General features: G+C 63.8%; 25 protein-coding genes (1 of these 25 cut by a window edge). 13 read left to right on the forward strand and 12 right to left on the reverse strand.

The features are described 5' to 3' along the window. Positions 1-55 precede the first annotated feature (55 nt). From ABUH87_RS11695 to ABUH87_RS11705, 3 genes are all read left to right on the forward strand, one after another. On the forward strand, positions 56-874 hold the full coding sequence (locus ABUH87_RS11695; protein ID WP_367773788.1) for a DUF1134 domain-containing protein: 819 nt from the start codon (positions 56-58) through the stop codon (positions 872-874). Positions 875-937: 63 nt separating this feature from the next. After that, positions 938-2,116 (forward strand): amino acid aminotransferase, encoded by a 1,179-nt coding sequence (locus ABUH87_RS11700; RefSeq protein ID WP_367773790.1) that lies wholly within the window; start codon positions 938-940, stop codon positions 2,114-2,116. 12 nt (positions 2,117-2,128) lie between these two features. Continuing rightward, on the forward strand, positions 2,129-2,692 hold the full coding sequence (locus ABUH87_RS11705) for a GNAT family N-acetyltransferase (protein WP_367773795.1): 564 nt from the start codon (positions 2,129-2,131) through the stop codon (positions 2,690-2,692). Here the strand turns inward: ABUH87_RS11705 and ABUH87_RS11710 are convergent. The 6 genes from ABUH87_RS11710 to ABUH87_RS11735 form a co-directional block, all read right to left on the reverse strand. Continuing rightward, a complete protein-coding gene (locus tag ABUH87_RS11710) occupies positions 2,664-3,281 on the reverse strand; it encodes a riboflavin synthase (RefSeq protein WP_367773799.1) in 618 nt (205 codons plus the stop codon). The genes ABUH87_RS11705 and ABUH87_RS11710 overlap by 29 nt on opposite strands. A gap of 9 nt (positions 3,282-3,290) precedes the next feature. After that, positions 3,291-4,256 (reverse strand): bifunctional diaminohydroxyphosphoribosylaminopyrimidine deaminase/5-amino-6-(5-phosphoribosylamino)uracil reductase RibD, encoded by a 966-nt coding sequence (gene ribD, locus ABUH87_RS11715; protein WP_367773802.1) that lies wholly within the window; start codon positions 4,254-4,256, stop codon positions 3,291-3,293. After that, positions 4,249-4,737, reverse strand: a complete 489-nt coding sequence (locus tag ABUH87_RS11720) for a hypothetical protein (protein ID WP_367773805.1) — start codon at positions 4,735-4,737, stop codon at positions 4,249-4,251. The genes ribD and ABUH87_RS11720 overlap by 8 nt, the downstream gene beginning before the upstream one ends. 74 nt (positions 4,738-4,811) lie before the next feature. Further along, entirely contained in the window at positions 4,812-5,435 is a 624-nt protein-coding gene (locus ABUH87_RS11725; RefSeq protein ID WP_367773807.1) for a M48 family metallopeptidase, read from the reverse strand. A 102-nt stretch (positions 5,436-5,537) separates the two neighbouring features. After that, a complete protein-coding gene (locus ABUH87_RS11730; protein WP_367773810.1) occupies positions 5,538-6,032 on the reverse strand; it encodes a YcgN family cysteine cluster protein in 495 nt (164 codons plus the stop codon). Continuing rightward, positions 6,020-6,637, reverse strand: coding sequence for an SCO family protein (locus tag ABUH87_RS11735; RefSeq protein WP_367773812.1), 618 nt, complete (start codon positions 6,635-6,637; stop codon positions 6,020-6,022). The genes ABUH87_RS11730 and ABUH87_RS11735 overlap by 13 nt, the downstream gene beginning before the upstream one ends. 82 nt (positions 6,638-6,719) lie before the next feature. On the opposite strand from ABUH87_RS11735, the gene ABUH87_RS11740 reads away from it, so the two are divergent. From ABUH87_RS11740 to ssb, 5 genes are all read left to right on the forward strand, one after another. Continuing rightward, positions 6,720-7,361, forward strand: coding sequence for an ankyrin repeat domain-containing protein (locus tag ABUH87_RS11740; RefSeq protein ID WP_367773814.1), 642 nt, complete (start codon positions 6,720-6,722; stop codon positions 7,359-7,361). A 19-nt stretch (positions 7,362-7,380) separates the two neighbouring features. Next, the gene (locus ABUH87_RS11745) at positions 7,381-8,022 is read left to right on the forward strand and encodes a COQ9 family protein (RefSeq protein WP_367773816.1); all 642 of its coding nucleotides are present in this window, start codon (positions 7,381-7,383) and stop codon (positions 8,020-8,022) included. Positions 8,023-8,110: 88 nt separating this feature from the next. After that, positions 8,111-8,350: a FeoA family protein gene (locus ABUH87_RS11750; protein ID WP_367773818.1), complete on the forward strand. Its 240-nt coding sequence runs from the start codon at positions 8,111-8,113 to the stop codon at positions 8,348-8,350. Between the two features lie 10 nt (positions 8,351-8,360). Further along, a complete protein-coding gene (gene feoB, locus ABUH87_RS11755; RefSeq protein ID WP_367773820.1) occupies positions 8,361-10,208 on the forward strand; it encodes a ferrous iron transporter B in 1,848 nt (615 codons plus the stop codon). An 82-nt stretch (positions 10,209-10,290) separates the two neighbouring features. Further along, complete coding sequence (gene ssb, locus ABUH87_RS11760; protein ID WP_367773822.1) at positions 10,291-10,866, forward strand: single-stranded DNA-binding protein; 576 nt, start codon at positions 10,291-10,293, stop codon at positions 10,864-10,866. Positions 10,867-10,918: 52 nt separating this feature from the next. Here the strand turns inward: ssb and ABUH87_RS11765 are convergent, their stop codons facing one another. Both ABUH87_RS11765 and ABUH87_RS11770 read right to left on the reverse strand, forming a co-directional pair. Further along, positions 10,919-11,431: a YceD family protein gene (locus ABUH87_RS11765; protein WP_367773824.1), complete on the reverse strand. Its 513-nt coding sequence runs from the start codon at positions 11,429-11,431 to the stop codon at positions 10,919-10,921. Then, entirely contained in the window at positions 11,431-11,949 is a 519-nt protein-coding gene (locus ABUH87_RS11770) for a ubiquinol-cytochrome C chaperone family protein (RefSeq protein WP_367773826.1), read from the reverse strand. Before ABUH87_RS11770 ends, ABUH87_RS11765 begins: the two co-directional genes overlap by 1 nt. A 197-nt stretch (positions 11,950-12,146) precedes the next feature. Between ABUH87_RS11770 and ABUH87_RS11775 the strand changes: the two genes are divergently transcribed. The 5 genes from ABUH87_RS11775 (at position 12,147) to ABUH87_RS11795 (ending at position 15,359) form a co-directional block, all read left to right on the forward strand. Next, positions 12,147-12,626 carry an outer membrane protein assembly factor BamE gene (locus ABUH87_RS11775; protein ID WP_367773828.1) on the forward strand — a complete coding sequence of 160 codons (480 nt, stop codon included), beginning with the start codon at positions 12,147-12,149 and terminating at the stop codon, positions 12,624-12,626. A gap of 60 nt (positions 12,627-12,686) precedes the next feature. Continuing rightward, complete coding sequence (gene hslV / locus ABUH87_RS11780; protein ID WP_367773862.1) at positions 12,687-13,259, forward strand: ATP-dependent protease subunit HslV; 573 nt, start codon at positions 12,687-12,689, stop codon at positions 13,257-13,259. 102 nt (positions 13,260-13,361) lie between these two features. After that, on the forward strand, positions 13,362-14,663 hold the full coding sequence (gene hslU / locus ABUH87_RS11785) for an ATP-dependent protease ATPase subunit HslU (protein WP_367773831.1): 1,302 nt from the start codon (positions 13,362-13,364) through the stop codon (positions 14,661-14,663). Between the two features lie 87 nt (positions 14,664-14,750). Next, the gene (locus tag ABUH87_RS11790; RefSeq protein ID WP_367773833.1) at positions 14,751-15,152 is read left to right on the forward strand and encodes a GFA family protein; all 402 of its coding nucleotides are present in this window, start codon (positions 14,751-14,753) and stop codon (positions 15,150-15,152) included. A gap of 3 nt (positions 15,153-15,155) precedes the next feature. Beyond that, positions 15,156-15,359 (forward strand): DUF1737 domain-containing protein, encoded by a 204-nt coding sequence (locus tag ABUH87_RS11795; RefSeq protein WP_367773835.1) that lies wholly within the window; start codon positions 15,156-15,158, stop codon positions 15,357-15,359. 37 nt (positions 15,360-15,396) lie between these two features. Here the strand turns inward: ABUH87_RS11795 and ABUH87_RS11800 are convergent, their stop codons facing one another. From ABUH87_RS11800 to ABUH87_RS11815, 4 genes are all read right to left on the reverse strand, one after another. Beyond that, positions 15,397-17,217, reverse strand: coding sequence for an ABCB family ABC transporter ATP-binding protein/permease (locus ABUH87_RS11800; protein ID WP_367773838.1), 1,821 nt, complete (start codon positions 17,215-17,217; stop codon positions 15,397-15,399). A 74-nt stretch (positions 17,218-17,291) separates the two neighbouring features. After that, on the reverse strand, positions 17,292-18,179 hold the full coding sequence (locus ABUH87_RS11805) for an aspartyl protease family protein (RefSeq protein WP_367773841.1): 888 nt from the start codon (positions 18,177-18,179) through the stop codon (positions 17,292-17,294). 112 nt (positions 18,180-18,291) lie between these two features. Next, positions 18,292-19,791 (reverse strand): oligosaccharide flippase family protein, encoded by a 1,500-nt coding sequence (locus ABUH87_RS11810; protein WP_367773843.1) that lies wholly within the window; start codon positions 19,789-19,791, stop codon positions 18,292-18,294. Between the two features lie 3 nt (positions 19,792-19,794). Beyond that, positions 19,795-20,186, reverse strand: partial view of a glycosyltransferase gene (locus tag ABUH87_RS11815; RefSeq protein ID WP_367773846.1) — the 3' end only. It continues 610 nt past the right edge of the window; only the last 392 of its 1,002 coding nucleotides appear in the window; its start codon lies off the right edge, out of view — the gene reads right to left on this strand; the stop codon is at positions 19,795-19,797.

The following is a 20,186-nucleotide window of genomic DNA, read 5'->3' on the forward strand; positions in this document are numbered from 1 at the left end:
GGGGCTTCCGCTATCCGCGTCGTGGCCCGGGTTCCGCACGGGAGGGGTTGCGTACATGAAGATCTTGAAATTCCGGCCGAGTGTCGCCCGGGCGATGGCGTTCCTTGGCATCATCTCGATGTCGATCGCGAGCCCCGCGATGGCGCAAGTCCGGGCTGTCGACCCCGATGCCGCGATCGATGGCGATCTGTCCGGTCAGGCCGCACCTTCGACGACCTCTTCTGGTGAACTGCCCTCCAGCAGCAGCAGCGGATCTGGCGGCTACTACGGCAATACCGGCGGTTACGGCAGCAACGGAACTCCGGTGGATAGCACCCCAGCCCCTCCTGCATCCTCCGTCGACGACTGGAACCCTCAGTCCATTGCAACTGAGGCGGCGACCCCGCCCTCGCAGACTTATCGCAAGGACGATTTGATCGGTGCAGCCGAAGGCGTGTTCGGCAAGGGTGCGCAAGGGCTCGCTGGCCTGATCGAGGACCTGCTCAGCAAGCAGGGAGAGCCCAACGCCTACATCGTCGGGCGAGAGGGGTCGGGCGCGTTCGTGGTCGGGCTGCGCTACGGCTCCGGCACGCTCCACCACAAGGTCGAGGGAACGCGGCCCGTTTACTGGACCGGCCCTTCGGTGGGCTTCGACGCAGGGCTGAATGCCGCAAATGCCTTCGTGTTGGTGTATAATCTCTACGATACGGAAGAGCTCTACAAGCGCTTCCCGGCGGGCGAAGGGCAGGCCTATTTCGTCGGCGGCTTCCACGTGAGCTACCTGCGTCGTGGCGACGTCGTCCTGATCCCGGTTCGCATGGGCGCTGGCGTTCGTCTGGGCATCAATGCAGGTTACATGAAATTCAGCCACGAACAGAACTGGCTGCCTTTCTAACTGAGGCTATCGGCACACTTCGGGTTGCGGCAGCGGGCGGTGCGAAGTAAGGCCCCGCCCGCCATGCTTATCAATCTTCAACAACAGCCCGCCGATGCGCTTCTGGCGCTCATCAAGCTCCACAACGCGGACCCGCGTGCAGACAAGATCGACCTCGGTGTCGGCGTGTACCGCACCGGAGAGGGCGAGACGCCTGTTTTTGCGGCCATCAAGGGCGCGGAGAAGAAGCTCGTCGAGGAGCAGGACTCGAAAGCCTACCTCGGCCCAGAAGGCGACATGGCATTCGTTGCCGCGCTGATGCCGTACGTTTTCGGCAAGGACAGCCCTGACATGGGCAAGCGGATCGAGGGCATGCAGACGCCGGGCGGAACGGGCTCGCTGCGTCTGGCCCTGGCTCTGGCCAAGCGTTCCGGCATCGACCGGGTCATCGTCGGCGTGCCGAGCTGGCCCAACCACGCACAGATCTGCGCCGATCTTGGCCTGGGAGTGGTTGAGTTCAACCACGCTCGCGCGGACGGCAAGACCGACATGGACGCGCTGCGTGCCGCCCTCGCAGGTGCGGGTGAGAAGGACGCGGTCCTTCTGCACGGCTGCTGTCACAATCCGACGGGCATCGATTATTCCCATGCCGAATGGGACGAAATCGCCGGATTGATTGCCGAGAAGAAGGTGCTGCCGATTCTCGATCTCGCTTACCAAGGGCTGGGCAATGGCATGGAGGAGGACGCCTACGGCGTTCGCCGCGTGCTCGTTGCCGTCCCAGAGGCTCTGGTCTGCTATTCATGCGACAAGAACTTCGGTCTCTATCGCGACCGAGTCGGTGCGCTTTACGTGATGATGCCGAGCGAATCGGACCTGCCGCGTGTCATGTCCAATGCGCATGCGCTGGCGCGGGCCAACTGGTCGCAGCCGCCAGATCATGGTGGTGCGGCAGTTCGGCTTGTACTCGAAGACCCCACGCTCACCGCCCAGTGGCTGGCCGAGCTTGACCAGATGCGTGACCGCATGCGCGAAGTGCGCGCAAAGTTGGCGGCTGCGGGCAAGGTCGGAGCGGTGGATATGACACCGTTTGGCGGCCAGAACGGATTGTTCTCCATCGTGCCGCTCAGCAAGGAGCAGGTGCTGGAGATGCGCGAGAAGCACGGCATCTATATGGCCGGCTCCGGACGGATCAACGTTGCCGGTCTGACGATGGGCAACATCGACAATTTCATCGACGCTGTGGCGCAGGTCACCGCCTGAGGGCTTGGCGGAGTGAATCGGCAGCCGGTCCTTGAGGGGGAGCGGCTGCTCCTCCGCCCGCTCGCTGCTGAAGACTGGGCTGCGCTGTTCAGCGTGGCGTCCGATCGTGAGATCTGGGCTCGTCACCCCTCGCACAATCGCTGGCAGGAACCGGTATTTCGCGCCTTCTTCGACGAAGGGCTTGCAAGCGGCGGCGCACTGGCGATCATTGATAAGGCATCGGGCGCGATTATCGGCTCATCCCGCTTCGGAGAGCCACACGAGACTCTGCCTGGCGCCGTCGAGATCGGGTGGTCGTTTCTCGCGCGGGCCTTCTGGGGGAAGGGGTACAACGCCGAGTTCAAGCGTCTCATGCTGGCGCACGCCCTGGAGCACTACGAACGCGTGGTGTTTCAGGTCGGGGCGGGCAACGTGATCTCGCGCCGGGCCATGGCGAACATCGGCGCTGTCCTGCTTCCCATTACGGGGCCGACTTACGAGCGGTGCGGCGTGATGGTCCCGCACGTCCTCTTCGAAATTAATCGCGAGGGCTTCCGCTCCGGACCGCTCAGCCGCGCAGGCTCTGCATCCGCTTGAGGTAGCGGGCTAGGACGTCGATCTCGAGGTTGACCTTGCTGCCTACGTCAAGTGTTCCCAGCGTGGTGACTTCGGCAGTATGGGGAATGACATTGACGGAAAATTGGCAGGTGCCGTCGGCCTGGTCCGTGACCTCGTTGACCGTCAGCGATACGCCATCGACCGTGATCGACCCTTTCGGTGCCAGATAGGGCGCAAGATCGGCGGAAGCAGCGAAGTCGATGCGCCGCGAATCACCTTCCGGACGCATGCCGGCAACCTCGCCGACACCGTCGACATGGCCCGTCACGATGTGGCCGCCGAGTTCGTCTCCGAGCTTGAGAGCGGGTTCGAGATTGATCCGAGTTCCCGGCTCCCAGCGCCCTGGGACCGTGCGGGCTACCGATTCGGCAGAAATGTCGACTGCGAACCATGCATCGCCGGCGACGCCGCCCTTGTCGACGACTGTCAGGCACACCCCTGAGCACGCGATGGACGCGCCCATGGCGATCGTGGCCGGATCAAAAGGGCAGGCGATGACGGCTCGCAGATCGCCTGTCTTGCGAGCCTCACGAATGGTGCCGATGTCGGTGATGATGCCTGTGAACATGGGATCTCACTAGACCTGCCGGGCGAAGACTTCCAGCGTGTCCCTGCCAAGCTGGCGTCGATCGGTGAGGCGCCATTGCCCATGGGCATCCGCAAGGGCGTTCAAGCCGATGTCGTGGAGCGCCGCGCGCCCGCCCCCAATCAGAATTGGCGCGCGATAGATCAGCAGGCGATCGACAAGGCCAGCCTTCAGAAATGCCGATGCCGCACCGGCTCCGCCTTCCACGAACAGGTATTGCACATGGCTCATCGATTGGACTGCCTCCGGTGAGGGCAGGACGCGCCAACCTTCCGGCGCTTCGCCTCCGGTCAACACCCAGCGTTCGGGACTAAGCGCCGCCATCCCGGGCAGACGTACGTCGAGTCTGGGCGCATCGGCCCGCAAGGTGCCGCCGCCCACCAGAATGGCGTCGGTCTGCGCGCGCATCGCATGCGTGTGCGCGCGTGCGCTGTCGCCGGTGATCCACTGGCTTTCGCCGTTGCTCATCGCGATGCAGCCGTCGAGCGAGACCGCGAGCTTCAGTGTGATCTCAGGTCGGCCGTGGCGAGCGCGAGTGAGATAGCCGGACAGTCCTTGCGCACATTCCGGCGAGTCCAGAAGGTCGCAGGCAATGCCGGCCTGCCTGATGCGCGCGATCCCTGCGCCTGCGGTGCGCGGATCGGGGTCTCCGCAGCCGACCACGACGCGCGCGAGCTTCGACGCGCAGACGAGGTCTGCACAAGCAGGTCCGCGCTCTGAGCGATGCGCGCAGGGTTCAAGCGATACGTAAAGAGTAGCCCCATCAGCGGCTTCGCCCGCCAACGCCAGAGCAACGGCTTCAGCATGAGGGCGACCGCCCGGTTGCGTCCAGCCTCGCGAGATGACCCGGCCGTCACGCACAACGATCGCGCCGACCGCCGGGTTCGGGCGGCTAAGTGGGCGTCCGCGTGCCGCGAGGCTTGCTGCCGCGGCGAGCCAGCGCTGGTCGTTACTCACTCGATGACGAGGAGGGCGCGGCCGCCTCGTTCGTGTTCTGCGCTGCCAGCGCAGCGTTCGCCTCTTCGCGGCGCTGGCGTATTTCCTCGAGCCGCGCTTTCTCCTCGGCTGCGGCTTCCGCGTCAGCTTCGCGGGCGATTTTCTCCACGTCCATGCCGCCCCACCGGCCTAGCATCTTGTAGAGCTCGCGCACCTCCGCATCGCGCCTTGCCCTTTCGAGAGCGAGCGCTTCCTTGCGTTTCTGATTCTCGATGTTGGACGCCATGATCTCGGCGTCGCTGCGGTGCTCCGGGAGCACGGTTATGTAAGTGACCTCGGGGGGCAGGTGAGGCGCGCTCGCCTCCTGTTGAACCATCACGTAGAAGATGCCGAACGTGCAGGCTCCGGCAACTGCGGCAAACCGCCACCGGTTGTGCCCGGCCTGGCGCCAGACTTCGCGAAAGTCCGCGAACATGCCCGTCGGCTTGACGTCACGCCACATGCCGGATCGTTTGAACAGTGCCATGCCCGCAAGATAGGCGATTACGGCGCGCTTCGCCAGAAGGAGCCGCCCGATCAGCCGAACGGTGCGTAAAGGCTGCGCCCCTCCCGCTTGAGCCAGGCGTTGGCAGAGGCCACCTCGCCTTCGAAGAGCTCCGCGAGGCAGGCGTGAAAGGCGGGTGAATGATCGAAGTGCACCAGATGCGCGACTTCGTGGGCCACCACGGAGCGGCGGACGAGGTCGGGTGCCATGACAAGTCGCCAGTTGATCCGAATGCTCCCGTTGGCGGCACAACTGCCCCAGCGTCGGCGCGCGTTGGATAGCGCCAGTTGCACCGCGGGCTGCCCAGCACGGGCGCAATAGTGTGTCAGCTCCTCTGCAATCAGGGCGCGTGCCTCCCTGTGCAGCCATCGTTGAGCACGCGATCCAACGGCTGCTTCCGGCCCGCCGATGCGCAGAATGCCTGCAGACAGCACCGGTTGCCTTGGCCCCGTGCTGTCGTGCTCCAGCAAAAGAGGTTGCCCACGAAACTGGATCGTCGCTCCTGAACAGACTTGCTGAGGCGCGGGGAGTGCCGCCAGCTGGCGCTCCAGCCACGTGCGGCGGGAACGCGCGAAGTCCAGGGCCTCTACGGTGCGGCCCCAGCGGGGAATGGTAATGCGTACTTCGGTTCCATCCGGCGCCAGTCGCATGGTCATGCGGCGCGCGCGCTCATGGCGTCTTATAACGACCGGTAGTTGGCGACTGCCGAGTTCAAGGGATGGGGCAGCATTGGGGTCGCGGCGAAGCCAGTCCAGCACTTAGTCGATGTCCCAGGGATCGCGGTCCGCCTCGATCTCCCAGCCCTCCATGCCTTCGGGCCAGACGATGTGCTGCTCCAGCGGTCCGGCGACCGTCTCGCTGACCACACGACCTACGATAGACACGCCGGCGCGGTGTACCGCTTCGCGATCACCGCAGACAAGATAATGCCACTCCGGCAGCGCTTCCCCTGCGGCTCGCAAGCGATAGGCGCAGGTCTGGGGCAGCCAGTCCAGCGAGCCGGCGTTGCGCATCGTCAGCGAAAGGCAATCCGGTACGGACCTGCGGCGGTCGCGGTAGTCTGAGCAACGCGCTGTTTTCAGGTCCAGCAACTTGCAGGCGACGTTTGTCGAATAGACTTCGCCCGTGTCCGCATCCTCAACCTTGTGCAGGCAGCATTGTCCGCAACCGTCGCACAAGGCCTCCCACTCGCGCTGATCGAGCGAGCCGAGTGGGCGCTCCCAGAAGCGGTCAGCGGGCGTTACTTCACCCATTTCCCGAGTTCCGCGGCGACTGCATCGCCGCCCTTGTCCACCGGCAACATCGCCAGCGGCTCACCTTCCGGTCCCATGAGATAAGCGATGCGACTGTGATCCATCAGGTATCCACCCGAGGTCTCCTCGCCCTTGGCCGAGTAGGCGGCAAAGGCCTTCTCCACGGCGGCGATCTGCTCGGGCGTGCCGGTGAGGCCCACCAGGCGCGGCGAGAACGCTGACGTCCACTGGCCCACCGCCTCAGGCGTATCGCGCTCTGGGTCGATGGTGATGAAAATCGGCTGCACCTTCGCGGCCAGCTGCGGATCCGATTGCTCGAACTGTGCGAAGCCCTTCATCAGAGCCTGCATGTCCATCGGGCAGGCGTCTGGGCAGAAGGTGTAGCCGAAGTAGACGATGCGGTACTTGCCCTTGAAAACGTCCCAGCTCACGGTCTTGCCGTCCTTGTCGACAAGCGAGAAGGGGCCACCGATGGCCGCGCCCTCAAGCGGAGGGCGATCGGCAGCCGGCTGGCCGGCGTCTTGAGATCCACAAGCCGCGAGCGCAAGGGAGGCAAGCAGGACGGGAAGCAGTCTGAAGTGATGGGTCATGGCGCGGCGGTTCATGCTCTGCTAAACGGTCGGGTGCAAGGCGCTGCGGCAACAAGACGCGGGCCACCAAGCAAAAAAGATGCGAAGGAACTGCCAAGTGTCGAAGGGGTTTGGATCACGGATCGGTAAGATCGGACAAGCGGGTCTGATCGCTGCGGCCGCGGTTTCAGTGGCGCTGTCCGCTCCAGCACAGGCGCAGTTCTCCGAAGGCTACAAGTTCCTTGACGCTGTCCGGAAGAAGGAAGGCGACAAGGTGGAGAGCGCATTGTCCAGCGCGGGTGGGTCCACCATTCTCAACACGCGCGATGTGACGTCGGGAGAAACGGCGCTGCACATCGTCACGCAGCGGCGCGATCTCACCTGGCTGCAGTTTCTTGTCGGACGTGGCGCGAACGTGAACGCACGCGACGCGCAAGGGCGCACGCCGCTGCAGCTTGCCACCAATCTGGGCTGGCGCGACGGGGTCGCGGTTCTGCTCGGTGCGAAAGCGAACACCGAGGTGGCGAACGATGCGGGGGAGACGCCGCTGATCTCTGCTGTCCACCGGCGCGATTTGGAGTTGACCAAGCTCTTGCTGCGCGCGGGTGCCGATCCGGACCGTGCCGACAACTCCGGCCGTTCGGCGCGGACTTATGCGGGCATGGAGGGGCAGTCGAGCGCGGTCCTGAATGTCATCAAGGCAGAGGCAAAGGCAGACGCCGGAGAAGCCAACAAGCCAACCTATGGACCGGTACTCTAACGCAATGACGTCTCCTGACATGACTCTCGATGATCTTCGCATGCGCCTGGCTCCGCTGGTGGCCGAGGCTGCCGTATTCGACGGCTGGAGCACGCAGGCGGTGCGGGCTGCGGCCGAGCAAGCTGAAGTCGATGCGGATGTCGCTGCCTATGCTTTCCGCGGCGGCGCGATGGACATGATCACGGCCTGGATCGCCTCGATCGACCGGGCCATGGTTCAGGCGCTCCCGGCTGCTGACCTTGCGAATTATCCCATTCGCGAGCGCATACGCAGGCTCGTGCAGTTCAGGCTTGATGCGCAGGCCGGTCGCGAAGAGGCCCTTTCACGCGCACTGGCCATTTTGGCGATGCCGCAGAATGCCGCGGCGGCGGTGAAGCTGGGCTGGCGGAGTGCCGATGTTATGTGGCGACAGGCCGGTGACCGGGCGACGGACTATAATCACTATACCAAGCGGGCGATCCTCTCGGGCATCTACGCTGCCACCCTCGCAGTTTTCGCTGACGATGATAGCCCGGGAAAGAGTGACACCCGCGCCTTCCTCGATCGTCGAATCGAGGGGATTATCAAGTTCGAGAAGGCGAAGGCGCGTCTTGTGCGGCCAGCCGATGATCGCTTCAGCATGGCGCGGTTTCTGGGACGCTTGCGCTATCCTGCTCGCTAGCAGCCTGCGTGACGAGCAAGCTCGAGCAGGCAAATCTGTTATTGCGAATAAGTTGCGATATGCGCCGTAATCTGGCAGCGGGTTTTGTATGACCCTCGATCTCCTTCCCCCTGGGCAGAGCGCGCGTATCGTTGCAGTCCATTGGGACCGTCTTGTCGATGAAGAGGCGCGGCGTTTGCGCGCGCTGGGGCTGGACGACGGCGCCCGCGTGACTGTCAGCCACCGCGGCGTGTTTGGCACGCGCGATCCTATCGCGCTGGCAGTGGGACGCATGAAAGTCGCAGTGCGGCGCGCCCACGCTGCAGCCATGGAGATCGAGCCGCTGTGAGGATTAGACAGTGAGCCGCCAACGCAAGATCGCGCTCGTCGGTAATCCGAATGCCGGTAAGAGCGCGCTGTTCAACGCGCTGACCGGTGCGCGCCAGAAGATCGCCAATTATCCGGGCGTGACGGTGGAGCGTAAAGCCGGCCGTATGGTCCTTCCCTCGGGAGAGCCGGTCGAGATGACCGACCTGCCGGGGTCGTATTCGCTGGATCCGACAAGTCCTGATGAGGCGGTCACAGCGAAGGTGATACGAGGCGAATTTGCCGGGGAAAGTGCGCCGGACGCGCTGATTGTCGTCCTGGACGCCTCCAACCTTGAGCAGCACCTGGTGTTTGCGCAGGAAGTCATCGCTCTCGGCAAGCCAACCGTCGTTGCGCTCAACATGGTTGACCTTGCGGAGCGGGACGGTCTGGTCCTCGACCCTGCCGCGCTTGAGCAGTCGCTGGGGGTGAAGGTGGTCCCTACCGTGGCCGTCCGCCGCCGCGGGCTCGCTGAACTGACCGAGGCTGTCGCTTCCGCTGAGTTGCGTGAGCCGGTTGGCCGGATCAATGACCTCTCTCTTGTGGAACGGCGCGTCGCTGCGCACGCGATGGCCGATGCGGCGATCATTTCCGAATCGCGGCAGCACAGGCTGCACTCGCAGCTGGACAAGGTTCTGCTGCATCCATGGGCCGGTCCGATCATTCTTTTTGCGCTCTTGTTCGTGGTGTTCCAGGCGGTGTTTGCCTGGGCCACGCCGTTCGTGGATGCGCTCGAAGACGGCGTAGGGCTGCTCTCGCAAGCCGTCGTGGCAGCTCTTCCGGAAGGATTGGGCCGCGATCTGATTACCGAAGGCGTTCTGGCTGGCGTGGGTTCGGTCGTCGTGTTCCTGCCGCAGATCGTCATCCTGTTCTTCTTCATCCTGGCGATGGAGGCATCCGGCTACATGGCTCGCGCCGCGTTCCTGATGGACCGGATGATGGCGGGGGTCGGGCTCTCGGGCCGCAGCTTCATTCCGCTGCTTTCAAGCTTTGCCTGCGCCATTCCGGGCATCATGGCCACGCGCAGCATCACCGACCCTCGCGACCGGCTGACCACGATCCTCATCGCGCCGCTGATGACCTGCTCTGCCCGGCTGCCGGTCTATGCCGTCATCATCGCTGCATTCATTCCGCAGCAGACGGTCGGCTGGGGCGTCGGTCTGCAGGGCCTGGTTCTTTTCGCTCTTTACGTCGCGGGTATTCTGGGCGCGATGATCGTCGCGCTGGTGCTGCGGCGTTCCTTGACCAAGGGGGCGGCCAGCGGGTTCATCATGGAGATGCCCAAGTACCAGTTGCCCAACCTCAAGGACCTGCTGATCGGTCTGTGGCAGCGTGCCTGGGTCTTCCTGCGCCGGGCCGGTACGATCATCTTCATGGTCACTGTCGTGCTGTGGCTCTTGCTGAGTTTTCCACGCGCTGGCGAAGGCGAAAGCCAGGTCGATGTGTCCATTGCCGGGCGTCTGGCTGGCGGGCTTGCCGTCGTGGTGGAGCCTATCGGCTTTAACCGCGACATGGCCCTGGCGCTGATTCCGGCAATGGCCGCGCGCGAAGTGGCAGTCAGTTCACTGGCCACCACCTATGCGGTTGCCGCGTCCGACGAGGATGAAGAAGCGCAGGCCATGGCGCTTGGCGACCAGCTCAAGGCCCGCTGGACGCTGCCCATGGCGCTCGCGTTTCTCGCCTGGTTCGTTTTTGCGCCACAGTGCATGTCGACAATCGCTGTGACCCGACGTGAAACAAACGGATGGAAGTGGCCGATCTTCATGTTGGCCTACCTGTTTGCCCTGGCCTACATCGCTGCTGGCGCGACGTACTGGGCGGCGGTTGCCGCGGGGCTGTAGAAAACCCACCGGTCGGCACTGGCCTCGGTCGGCGGCAATGGTTTAACCGAGGCGCCGATATTCATACGAAAGCGATTCTCCCATGGCAGGCAGTGTCAACAAGGTCATTCTGGTCGGCAACCTCGGCGCCGATCCCGAGGTGAAGTCGTTCCAGAATGGCGGCCGTATCGCGAACTTGCGAATCGCCACGTCCGAGAACTGGAAGGACCGCCAGACGGGTGAGCGCAAGGAGCGCACCGAGTGGCACAGCGTCGTCATCAACTCCGAGGGGCTGGTCGGCGTCGTTGAGCGTTTCCTGCGCAAGGGTAGCAAGGTCTACATCGAGGGCCAGCTGCGCACTCGCAAGTGGCAGGACCAGTCTGGTAACGATCGCTACACGACCGAGGTCGCCGTGGGCGGCATGGGCGGGGTTCTCACCATGCTCGATGGTGCGCCCGGCGGCGGCGGCGGCTCGCGTGGCGGCGGCGGTGGTGATTGGGGCGGCGGTGGCAGTCGTTCCTCTGGAGGTGACGACTGGGGCAGCGGCGCCCGCGGTGGGGCGTCGTCCGGCGGCGGTTCTTCCGGCGGCGGTTCTTCCAGCGGCGGAAGCGACTGGGGCCGCACCGGCGGCTCTTCGGGCGGTTTCGGCGATGACCTCGACGACGACATCCCGTTCTGAGCGGGACTCGCACTTCGTGGGCGCGCTGACGGCGCCCACGAATCATGCTGCATTATTTGAGGTTGAGCCCTTTCAGAGCGGCAAACGGGTTCTCTTTGTCTTCGCCGGATAGCTCCGGCATGCGGCGCACCTCATCGGCCTGCGGTCCAGTGGCAAACGGATCGATGGCAAGCGCAAGGCTCTGAGCTACCGCTTCACCCAGATCGAAGTGGGTGCCGGAGTATTCGATCTCGTCACAATCCTCAGCGTCGAGCTCGATCTCCTCATCCGTATGATGCTGTGCCTCCGGCACGAAACGCACGGTGAATTCTTCGCGGACAGAGACGGGGAGGTCCTCGGCCGAGACGGCGCAAGCCTGCACGATATCGGCGACAAGCATGCCTGCTGCATCGACCTCGCGGTCCCTGCGGCTTAGCAGGACATCGGCCTCAAGCCGGTCGACTCGTACGATCCCGAAGCGAGAGGCGAGGGCGGCACGCTCCGCCTCGTTCGCTTCGATGTGAACCTGCTTGCCTTCGCACTGGCGCACGTCGAACATGCGCGGAAACTCATTTGCCTCACTCATCAGCGGAGCCTCCCTGCAAGAAGATCGTCGGCACTGACGGCTTCGATTTCGTCCGCGAGCGCCAGCACTGCTTCGGCAAGAGCGCCTTTGTCGGCATCCTCAAGAAGCGTCGCATTGCGTTCCAGAACGGGGATGAGCGCGGAGCGGGGATCTGCCGCCACAAGGGCCTCCCGCAGCGCACCGATCCGTCCTCCGAGCACGCTCATCAGACGGCCCATCCGCTTGCCGACCACTACGTCGCCCACGCCGGCTTGGCGCAGCTGCCCATCCATGTCGTCTACGAACAGTTCGGTCAGCCGTGCGGAGAGGACCCTGAGGCTTTCCTCACGTTCCATGCGCAGGATCACCAGCGCCAGGACCAGAGTAATGGTATCGAAGCGGCCCGGCACGGTGTCGGCAAGGCCAAGCTCCGCATACCACCGCTTCTCGCGTGCGACCTCGACCACCCGGTGCCACAGCGGGCGGACGGGGGCGCGATCGTCGATTTTTCGGCCAAACAGGCGAGCGATGAAGGACACGGCGCGGAGAGCCTTTCTTAAGTGCTGAGACAAGCGTTCATCGGCAATTCAATCGAACGAGCGCAACGGCCATTGCGCAGGCGGGTGCGTGACCGTAAGGCTCGGAGCCGACCTCGCGCCGATCTTTCGGCCGATATATGGGCGGTGGGTGCGCTGGCAATGGCCGGGGCACCGCCGTAGCGGACTGGAGTGGAAAAATGCGCACGTTCGGGCACAAGGCCTGGCTGGCAGTGGCGTCGCTGGGCCTGGTGGCGCTGGCGAGCGGCTGTACGTCGATCACCGATCACCGCGGCTACATCATCGACGAAACGCTGGTCGATGCGATCCAGCCCGGGATCGACAACCGCAGGTCCGTCGAGCAGACGCTGGGCCGTCCCACTTTTGTCAGTCAGTTCGGCCAGAAGGACTGGTACTACGTCTCGCAGACTGTGACCTCGCCGCCCTTCCGGCGTCCGCACACCACGGAACAGACGGTTCTGCGGCTGCGCTTTGATCCTGCGGACAACGTCGTCGCGATTGATCGCAAGGGCGTGGAGCAGGTGGCTCGCATCGATCCTGAGGGTGACAAGACGCAGACTCTCGGCAGGGAGCGCGGTCTGCTTGAGGATCTGTTCGGAAATGTCGGGACGGTCGGCGCGACCGGAGCGGTCCCTGCTGGCGGACCCAACGGAAGCTGATCGCCCGCAGGCGCGGCCGTGTGCATTGAACACGCGGCCGAGACGCATATATCCTGCGGCATGGATAACAGCGGGGCGAGCCACGGCCTTCTCCAGTGGCACGGAACTACCATCATCGGCGTGAAGAAGGGCGGCAAGACCGTCATCGCCGGCGATGGTCAGGTTTCCATGGGCAATACGGTGATGAAGCCGAACGCGCGCAAGGTGCGCCGGATCGGCAAGGGCGAGAAGGTGGTAGCAGGCTTCGCCGGTGCGACCGCCGACGCATTCACTCTGTTCGAGCGTCTCGAGAAGAAGTTGGAGCAGTACTCAGGGCAACTCACTCGCGCTGCCGTGGAACTGGCCAAGGATTGGCGCACTGACAAGTACTTGCGCAACCTGGAAGCGCTGATGATCGTCGCGGACGAGGATGCGCTGCTGGTGCTCACGGGCAACGGCGACGTTCTTGAGCCGGAAGGTGGTCCCGATAGCCGGATCGCCGCGATCGGTTCGGGCGGAAACTACGCGCTGGCCGCCGCCCGTGCGATCGACAAGTACGAGCAGGATGCCGAGCTTATCGCGCGCAACGCAATGGCAGTCGCTGCCGACATCTGCGTCTTCACCAATGATCGTGTGACGGTCGAGACCGTCTGACCCATTCTGCTTGCCGGAGGGGCCGGGCGTTGCATCCAGCGGCCTCTTTATCTCTCCGGAACGGCCAATACCCTGCCATCGCGGACGGGGAGAGAGAACGAGATGAATCAGAACCTGACACCAAAAGCCATCGTCGCCGCACTTGATGCCCACATCGTCGGTCAGGGTGAGGCGAAGAAGGCGGTTGCCGTGGCGCTGCGCAACCGCTGGCGGCGCCAACGCCTTCCAGAGGACCTGCGCGATGAGGTGACGCCGAAGAACATCCTCATGATCGGCCCCACGGGCTGCGGCAAGACGGAAATCAGCCGCCGGCTGGCCAAGCTTGCGGATGCTCCTTTCGTGAAGGTGGAGGCGACCAAGTTTACCGAGGTTGGTTACGTGGGCCGTGACGTTGAGCAGATCGCTCGCGATCTGGTGGAAGAAGCCATCCGGCTGGAGAAGGAGCGGCGGCGCGAGTCCGTGCGTGACGCGGCAAGCAAGGCGGCCATGGACCGTCTGCTGAACGCTCTGGTGGGTGAGGGCGCGTCCGAGGCAACACGCGCGGCGTTTCAGCAGCGCATCGCCGAAAACTCGATGAACGACACCGAAGTCGAAGTCGAAGTGGAGGATAGCCCCGCCGCGCCGATGGAGATTCCGGGAATGGGCGGATCGGTCGGCATGATCAATCTGTCCGACATCATGGGCAAGGCGTTCGGTCAGCAGCAACTGAAGCGCCGCAAGATGAAGGTGCCCGACGCGTGGGACAAGCTTGTCGACGAAGAGTCGGAGAAACGCATGGACCAGGACGACGTGGCGCGGACGGCGCTGGCCAACGCGGAAACCAACGGCATCGTTTTCCTCGACGAGATCGACAAGATCGCAGTTTCCGATGTGAGAGGCGGATCGGTGAGCCGCGAAGGTGTGCAGCGCGACCTCCTGCCGCTGATCGAAGGCACGACTGTCGCCACCAAGTACGGTCCGATGAAAACGGACCATGTTCTCTTCATCGCCAGTGGCGCTTTCCATGTCGCCAAGCCGAGCGACATGCTGCCCGAGCTTCAGGGGCGCCTGCCGATCCGCGTCGAACTGAAAGCGCTGACGGAAGAGGACTTCGTTCGTATCCTTTCTGAAACCCGTGCGAACCTGGTGGCGCAATACAAGGCGCTTCTGGGTACCGAACAGGTGACGGTTGAGTTCACGCCCGATGCCATCGCTGAAGTCGCCAAGATCGCAGCGCAAGTGAACGAAAGTGTCGAGAACATCGGCGCGCGGCGTCTGCAGACGGTGATGGAAAAACTGCTCGAGGAGTTGAGCTTCGAGGCAGAAGACCGCGTCGGCGAATCCGTCACCGTGGATGCTGCCTATGTGCGCGAGCGGCTGACGGATCTGGCAAGCGACACCGATCTGTCCAAGTACATCCTCTGATCGCAGTCAGGCTATTCGCGCCCGCTCTTAAGGCCTCTCCCTGCGCTGGGTTGGATCTGTTAGAGCCGGGCGCGAAGGGAGAGTGCGATGCAGCGGGAAGGCGGGTGCCAATGCGGTCAGGTGCGGTACGCGGTAACGGGTGAGCCCGTGCATGCTGCTTTGTGTCATTGTGCGGATTGCCGCGCCTCTGCTGGCGCACCCGTGATGGCTTGGGCTGCATTCGCTTCGGAGCATTTCAGTGTGCTGTCGGGGGACACGCGGGCGTACAATTCCTCGGACGCAGTCTACCGGCATTTCTGTCCGAACTGTGGTACTGGCCTGTGGGACACGAACGAAGAGGTTCTTCCCGGTCTGGTGGACCTCCAGATCGCGACTCTCGACGATCCCGAAACCATCGCCCCTTCCGCACACATCCAGGTGGCCGAACGGCTGTCGTGGATGAGCATTGCTGATAACCTGCCGCAGTTCGAGCGTTTTCCGGGAGCCTGAAGAATGTCAAACCCACCTGAGGACCGCCCCGTGTACCGGCTGCTCACCGGGAAGGACGACCGTGCCTTCTGCGAGCGCGTCTCCGAAGCGCTGGAGCAGGGTTGGCGGCTCTATGGCTCGCCCACTCTGGCTTGGGACACGGCCGAGAACTGCATGAAAGCGGCGCAGGCCGTCGTGTGGAAGGATGCCGAAGCGGTGAAGGGCTAGGCAGCCTCGCCGCCCGCGGACGGCGGAGCATGCGCTCCTACTCAGCTGCCTCGCTAAGCTCTTCAGCCTCAGCCGCCTGACGCGCCCACATTTCCGCATAGAGCCCGTCGTGACGCAGGAGCTCCAGGTGAGTTCCGCTTTCAGCAAGACAGCCGTCCTGCAAGACCAGGATGCGGTCAGAATCGGCGATGGTCGAAAGGCGATGCGCGATCGAGATGCTGGTACGATCCTCCGATACACGATGGAGCGTCGCCAGAATGTCCTGCTCCGTGCGAGTGTCGAGGGCGCTGGTCGCCTCATCGAGCAACAGGATCGGCGGATTCTTGACGAGCGTACGGGCTATGGCCACGCGTTGCTTCTCGCCGCCCGAAAGCTTCAAGCCGCGTTCGCCCACTTCGGTTTCGAACCGCTGCGGCAGACGTTCGATCAGAGGCATCAGGGCGGCTCCGCGCGCAGCAGCTTCGACATCGGCCTGCGTGGCATCGCTGCGGCCGTAAGCGATGTTGTAGCCAATCGTCTCGTTGAACAGCACTGAATCCTGCGGAACGATGCCGATCGCGGCGCGCAGGCTTTCCTGTGTGACCTGCGCAATGTCCTGCCCATCGATGAGGATGCGCCCGGACCAGGGATCGTAGAACCGGAACAGGAGGCGGGCGAGCGTGGACTTGCCGGCCCCGGACGGTCCGACAACGGCAAAGTTCTGGCCCGCAGGCACTTCGAACGAGAGTCCCTTGAGGATCGTCCGGTCCTTTTCGTAGCCAAACTCCACGTTCTCGAACACCACCGAAGGGCGCCGGATGACGAGCGCGGGTGCGCCCGGCGCGTCGGAAACCTCCTGCGGCTCATCAAGCAGGCGGAACATCTCGGCCATATCGATCAGGCCTTGCCGGATGGTGCGATAGACCATTCCCAGCATGTCCAGCGGACGGAATAGCTGGGCCAGATAAGTCTGCACGAACACGAGTTGCCCGGCGCTATAGCGGCCCTGCCACCAGCCGTAGACGGTCCAGGCCAGAGCACCGGCCATCAGCAGGTTCACGACGACGGCTTGAGCGATGTTGAGCAGGCCAAGCGAGTTTTCGCTTTTCACGGCGGCACTCGCGTACTCGCGCGTGGCTTGAGCATACCGGGCTTGCTCGCGCTTTTCGGCTCCGAAGTACTTTACGGTTTCGTAGTTGAGCAGCGAATCGACCGCATGGGACAGCGCGCGACCGTCCAGCCGGTTCATCTTCTCGCGCAGCGCCGTCCGCCATTCGGTGATGGTGCGCGTCACCCAGATGTACGCGGCAACCGCGAGTGCTGTCGCCAGGACCAGCGGCCAGCCGAAGTTGAAGTAGAAGATCACCGCAACCACGAGGAGCTGCAACACGGTGGGGGCGATGTTGAACAGCATGAAGTAGAGCATCGTGTCGATGCTCTTCGTCCCGCGCTCGATCACCTTGGTAACCTCGCCCGTGCGGCGTGCCAGGTGAAACCGCAGGCTCAGCCGGTGCAACTGTCCGAATACGTTCTCCGCCAGAGCGCGGGTCGCATCCTGACCTACACGCTCGAAGACGATGTTGCGCATGTTGTCGAAGATGACGCCGCCCAGTCGCGCCGCCGCATAAGCGAGCACCGTGAGCATTACGAAACCGATCACTCTCGGCCCGGTGACGCCCATCGCATCAACGGCCCACTTGAGCAGATACGGCAAGACCAGCTGGGTGGCGGTGGACGCAAGGATCAGGACTGTCGCGGCGACAATCCGCATGCGAAGCGCGCGGTTATCGCGTGGCCAGAGGTATGGGAGAAACCGGGTGAGCGTGTGCCAGCCGTCGTGGCGGGCATCCGGATTTTTGACTGCGGTGTCAGGAGGCATCGCAAACATGTAGGTGCAGCAGGCACGAAGGCAAAGCGGTAGACGCGCAGTTGCCCTGAAATCCTATCGCGCAGTCAGTCCTTGACGAGTTCGAACAGAACCCTGCGGGTAGAGAAATCGATCGCGACACGCTTGAACGCGCGCATCTCCCGCATACCCAGAAGAATGGCGGGGCGTTTGTCGAGGCGCAGTTCGGTAAATGCAGGAGCGTCAGCAAAGGCGATCAGCACGTTGCCGATCTGGAGCTTGCCCAGCTTCAGCAAGCGGGAGAGTCCGAAGTCTGCCGGCAGCACGTGTCCGGTCACGCTCGTCAGGCTGCCGACGCCCGCGTTGCGCTCACGCATGGCGCGTTGCAGCGCCCGGTTTCCGATCGTTCCCGAGGCACCCGTGTCCACAACCACATCCGTCTGCACGCCATCGATCACGGCGTTGGTCAGGATCAACCGGCCTGAGCGGCGGCGAGCCCGGACGACGATCTCGTATCCAGATGACCTGCCAAGCTCTTCAGGGCTGCCGATCGAGATGGTCTCCTTCGTGAAATCGAAGACCACCCGCTGATCCTGCAAGGCGTCGGTGCCGATGATGCCATCTGCTCCGATGTGCTGATGTTCGAGCAGGGGTACGGTCAGGTTCGCGACAACCTGCTTTCCGAATTCGATCTGGTCGACCCGCGCTGTGGCAGCGGTACCAATGCCGGCAACGCCTATGATGCGGACGGTTGGTCCGGGGGCGAGGGCGAGTCGAGTGGCCACGGAAGTGGAAACGACGGTGCGTTGAGAACCGGTGTCGATAAGGAAGCGATAGGGGCCCGCACCGTCCACAGCCACCGGAACGGTCATGCGCTCGGCGCGATCGGCCTGGCTCTGGATCAGGTCGGCTTCTTCCACGTCAGACAGCGCGGTGGCCTGCTGAGATCCCAGGATCAGCGGATCGGCAATCAGGAGGGCCAGAGCGGCCGCCATTCCCGGCATTGTTCCTGTCCCCTCACGCGCTCTGGATGGTCGGAGTCGCGTTCGAATGTGAGAGTACCACTGGCGCGAGTGCCTCGCCAGTTATTGCCGTCGTCGAGCTGAACTAGGCGGGACGCGGGCGCCAGCGCCTCCTGAGCGGCTCGAGCGCGTGGTTCGCCATCGAAACAAGGTCCTCGCGAGCAGGATGACGGAGCAGGAAGATCGCGATGAGCCAGGCTGCACCAGAGCCGCCCGCCGCAGCAACCAGCCCTGCGAAGCCAAGGCTCGCGGGCGTTTTCCAGATCGTAATGGCGAACACGGCTGGCAGCGCGGTCACCCCGGCAAGGCCCGCGCTGCGCAGATAGGTCCGGATCATGCTGGGCCAGCGAAATCCCACGATCCGCTGCATCCATGCGGCGTAGATGACGAACCAGCCGATTCCCCAGACTACCCGCGAGGCTGCTGCAGCTTCGAGGCCGATTGCGGCGCCCACGGCCAAAGTCCCCACGGCCAGAAACGTATCCGCAAGATTGAACCAAAGAAGCTGTCGAAGCCGCCCGGTCAGAATCGGAAGGTCCATGTGCAGCGGCAGGGCCACGAAACAGCACTCGGCCAGCGCGACCCACGCGAGCAATGGCGCCGCCTCTGCCCAGCCCTCTCCGTATAACAGCAGGATGACCGGCTCCGAAAGCACGGCAAGCAGCACCATCGCAGGCCACACGATAGCGCCATGTGCCCCCACGACGCGCTCGTAATACGGGCCGAGATCGTGCCCTTCGTCACGCAGGCGGGCGAAGGCAGGATAGTAGATTGTGCTCACCGCACCCGCGACAAGATTGTGGAGTTGCCCTGCCAGCGCCACCCCTCGGCTGAAAAGCCCGGCCGCCTCCATGCCGCGCATGCGGCCCACGATCAGGTCGGGCATGCGCAGGCTGATGCCGCCCGAAAGGTATAGCAGAGCGCTGCCGGAGCCGAAGCCTGCGATCTCCTTTAAGCGCGAGAGGCGCACATCGAGCGAAAAAGGCGTCGGCTGCCAGGCCTGCGCCATGAGTGCACGCGTTGCGGCCTGGGCGATCATTGCCCACGCAAGCGACTCGGCGGAGAAACCGAGCATGGCAAGGATGAGAGAGCATGCGCTGTTCGCCACAGCGGCCGCACCTTCGATGGTGAACGTCGCCCGGAAGTCCAGGCGCCGCGAGAGCACTGCGACCGGCACGATGCTCCATGGAGCCAGCACGTAAGAGGCGGCGATCAGTGCCAGGATGCCGAACAGTCGCGGCTCGCCATAAAACTGTGCGGCGGGCCATGCGAGCGCAAGGATGACTGCACCGATCACGAACGAGAACAGCACCGCAATCACCGTGCAGTGACGTATCGTATCGTCATCTGCCGTCGGGTGTCGGCCGATATAGCGGGTAAGCCCCAGGTCGCGGATGATCGCGACGATCATTGCCGCAGCCAACGCGACTGAGAACAAGCCGATTTCCTCGGGGCGCAGGAAGAACCGTGAAATGACGACAGATGTCGCGAATTGCAGGGCGAACACACAGTACTGGCTGCCCGCGGCCCAGAGTGCTGCCGAGCGAACGTCCCTCTGGCCGCGGCCGTGATCTTCCTCGCTCATCGATCAGCGCGCCGGAGCAGCAGCAAGAGTCATGGCCAGCCGCAGTGCGCGGGCAGGCTCTCCAAACCGCAGAAGGCGCAGCACAGTGCGCCACATTCCGTGCCGCCGTCCCCCATCGCGCAGATGCTGCACCAGCAGATCGAATCCTTGACCGCGCATGGCGGCGGCAGAGTAGATGAGGGCAAGTGCGACCTGTTCTCCTACTCGCCGGGAGATGCCCTCCTTACCGAACAGTGCGTCAAGCTCATCGATGGCGGGTAAGTGAGAGAGGCAGGCGGTCGGATCAGGCCGCCCCGCCTGCCGTTCCTGCCAGGCGAGCTGCGCCACGGCTGTGCCAATCTGCTGCTCGGTAGCATGACGCGTCGAAACCTGTCCGTCGTAGCGGCGGTACCGCA

Source organism: Novosphingobium rhizovicinum (assembly GCF_040813635.1).
Taxonomy (GTDB): domain Bacteria; phylum Pseudomonadota; class Alphaproteobacteria; order Sphingomonadales; family Sphingomonadaceae; genus Novosphingobium; species Novosphingobium rhizovicinum.

Bases quoted from the DNA above. Each gene is read 5' to 3' on its own strand.
- ABUH87_RS11695 (WP_367773788.1), top strand. From the start codon at position 56: ATGAAGATCTTGAAATTCCGGCCGAGTGTCGCCCGGGCGATGGCGTTC.
- ABUH87_RS11700 (WP_367773790.1), top strand. From the start codon at position 938: ATGCTTATCAATCTTCAACAACAGCCCGCCGATGCGCTTCTGGCGCTC.
- ABUH87_RS11710 (WP_367773799.1), bottom strand. From the start codon at position 3,281: ATGTTCACAGGCATCATCACCGACATCGGCACCATTCGTGAGGCTCGC.
- ABUH87_RS11720 (WP_367773805.1), bottom strand. From the start codon at position 4,737: ATGTGGCGTGACGTCAAGCCGACGGGCATGTTCGCGGACTTTCGCGAA.
- ABUH87_RS11725 (WP_367773807.1), bottom strand. From the start codon at position 5,435: ATGACCATGCGACTGGCGCCGGATGGAACCGAAGTACGCATTACCATT.
- ABUH87_RS11730 (WP_367773810.1), bottom strand. From the start codon at position 6,032: ATGGGTGAAGTAACGCCCGCTGACCGCTTCTGGGAGCGCCCACTCGGC.
- ABUH87_RS11735 (WP_367773812.1), bottom strand. From the start codon at position 6,637: ATGAACCGCCGCGCCATGACCCATCACTTCAGACTGCTTCCCGTCCTG.
- ABUH87_RS11745 (WP_367773816.1), top strand. From the start codon at position 7,381: ATGACTCTCGATGATCTTCGCATGCGCCTGGCTCCGCTGGTGGCCGAG.
- ABUH87_RS11750 (WP_367773818.1), top strand. From the start codon at position 8,111: ATGACCCTCGATCTCCTTCCCCCTGGGCAGAGCGCGCGTATCGTTGCA.
- ssb (WP_367773822.1), top strand. From the start codon at position 10,291: ATGGCAGGCAGTGTCAACAAGGTCATTCTGGTCGGCAACCTCGGCGCC.
- ABUH87_RS11765 (WP_367773824.1), bottom strand. From the start codon at position 11,431: ATGAGTGAGGCAAATGAGTTTCCGCGCATGTTCGACGTGCGCCAGTGC.
- ABUH87_RS11775 (WP_367773828.1), top strand. From the start codon at position 12,147: ATGCGCACGTTCGGGCACAAGGCCTGGCTGGCAGTGGCGTCGCTGGGC.
- hslV (WP_367773862.1), top strand. From the start codon at position 12,687: ATGGATAACAGCGGGGCGAGCCACGGCCTTCTCCAGTGGCACGGAACT.
- hslU (WP_367773831.1), top strand. From the start codon at position 13,362: ATGAATCAGAACCTGACACCAAAAGCCATCGTCGCCGCACTTGATGCC.
- ABUH87_RS11790 (WP_367773833.1), top strand. From the start codon at position 14,751: ATGCAGCGGGAAGGCGGGTGCCAATGCGGTCAGGTGCGGTACGCGGTA.
- ABUH87_RS11795 (WP_367773835.1), top strand. From the start codon at position 15,156: ATGTCAAACCCACCTGAGGACCGCCCCGTGTACCGGCTGCTCACCGGG.
- ABUH87_RS11800 (WP_367773838.1), bottom strand. From the start codon at position 17,217: ATGCCTCCTGACACCGCAGTCAAAAATCCGGATGCCCGCCACGACGGC.
- ABUH87_RS11805 (WP_367773841.1), bottom strand. From the start codon at position 18,179: ATGGCGGCCGCTCTGGCCCTCCTGATTGCCGATCCGCTGATCCTGGGA.
- ABUH87_RS11810 (WP_367773843.1), bottom strand. From the start codon at position 19,791: ATGAGCGAGGAAGATCACGGCCGCGGCCAGAGGGACGTTCGCTCGGCA.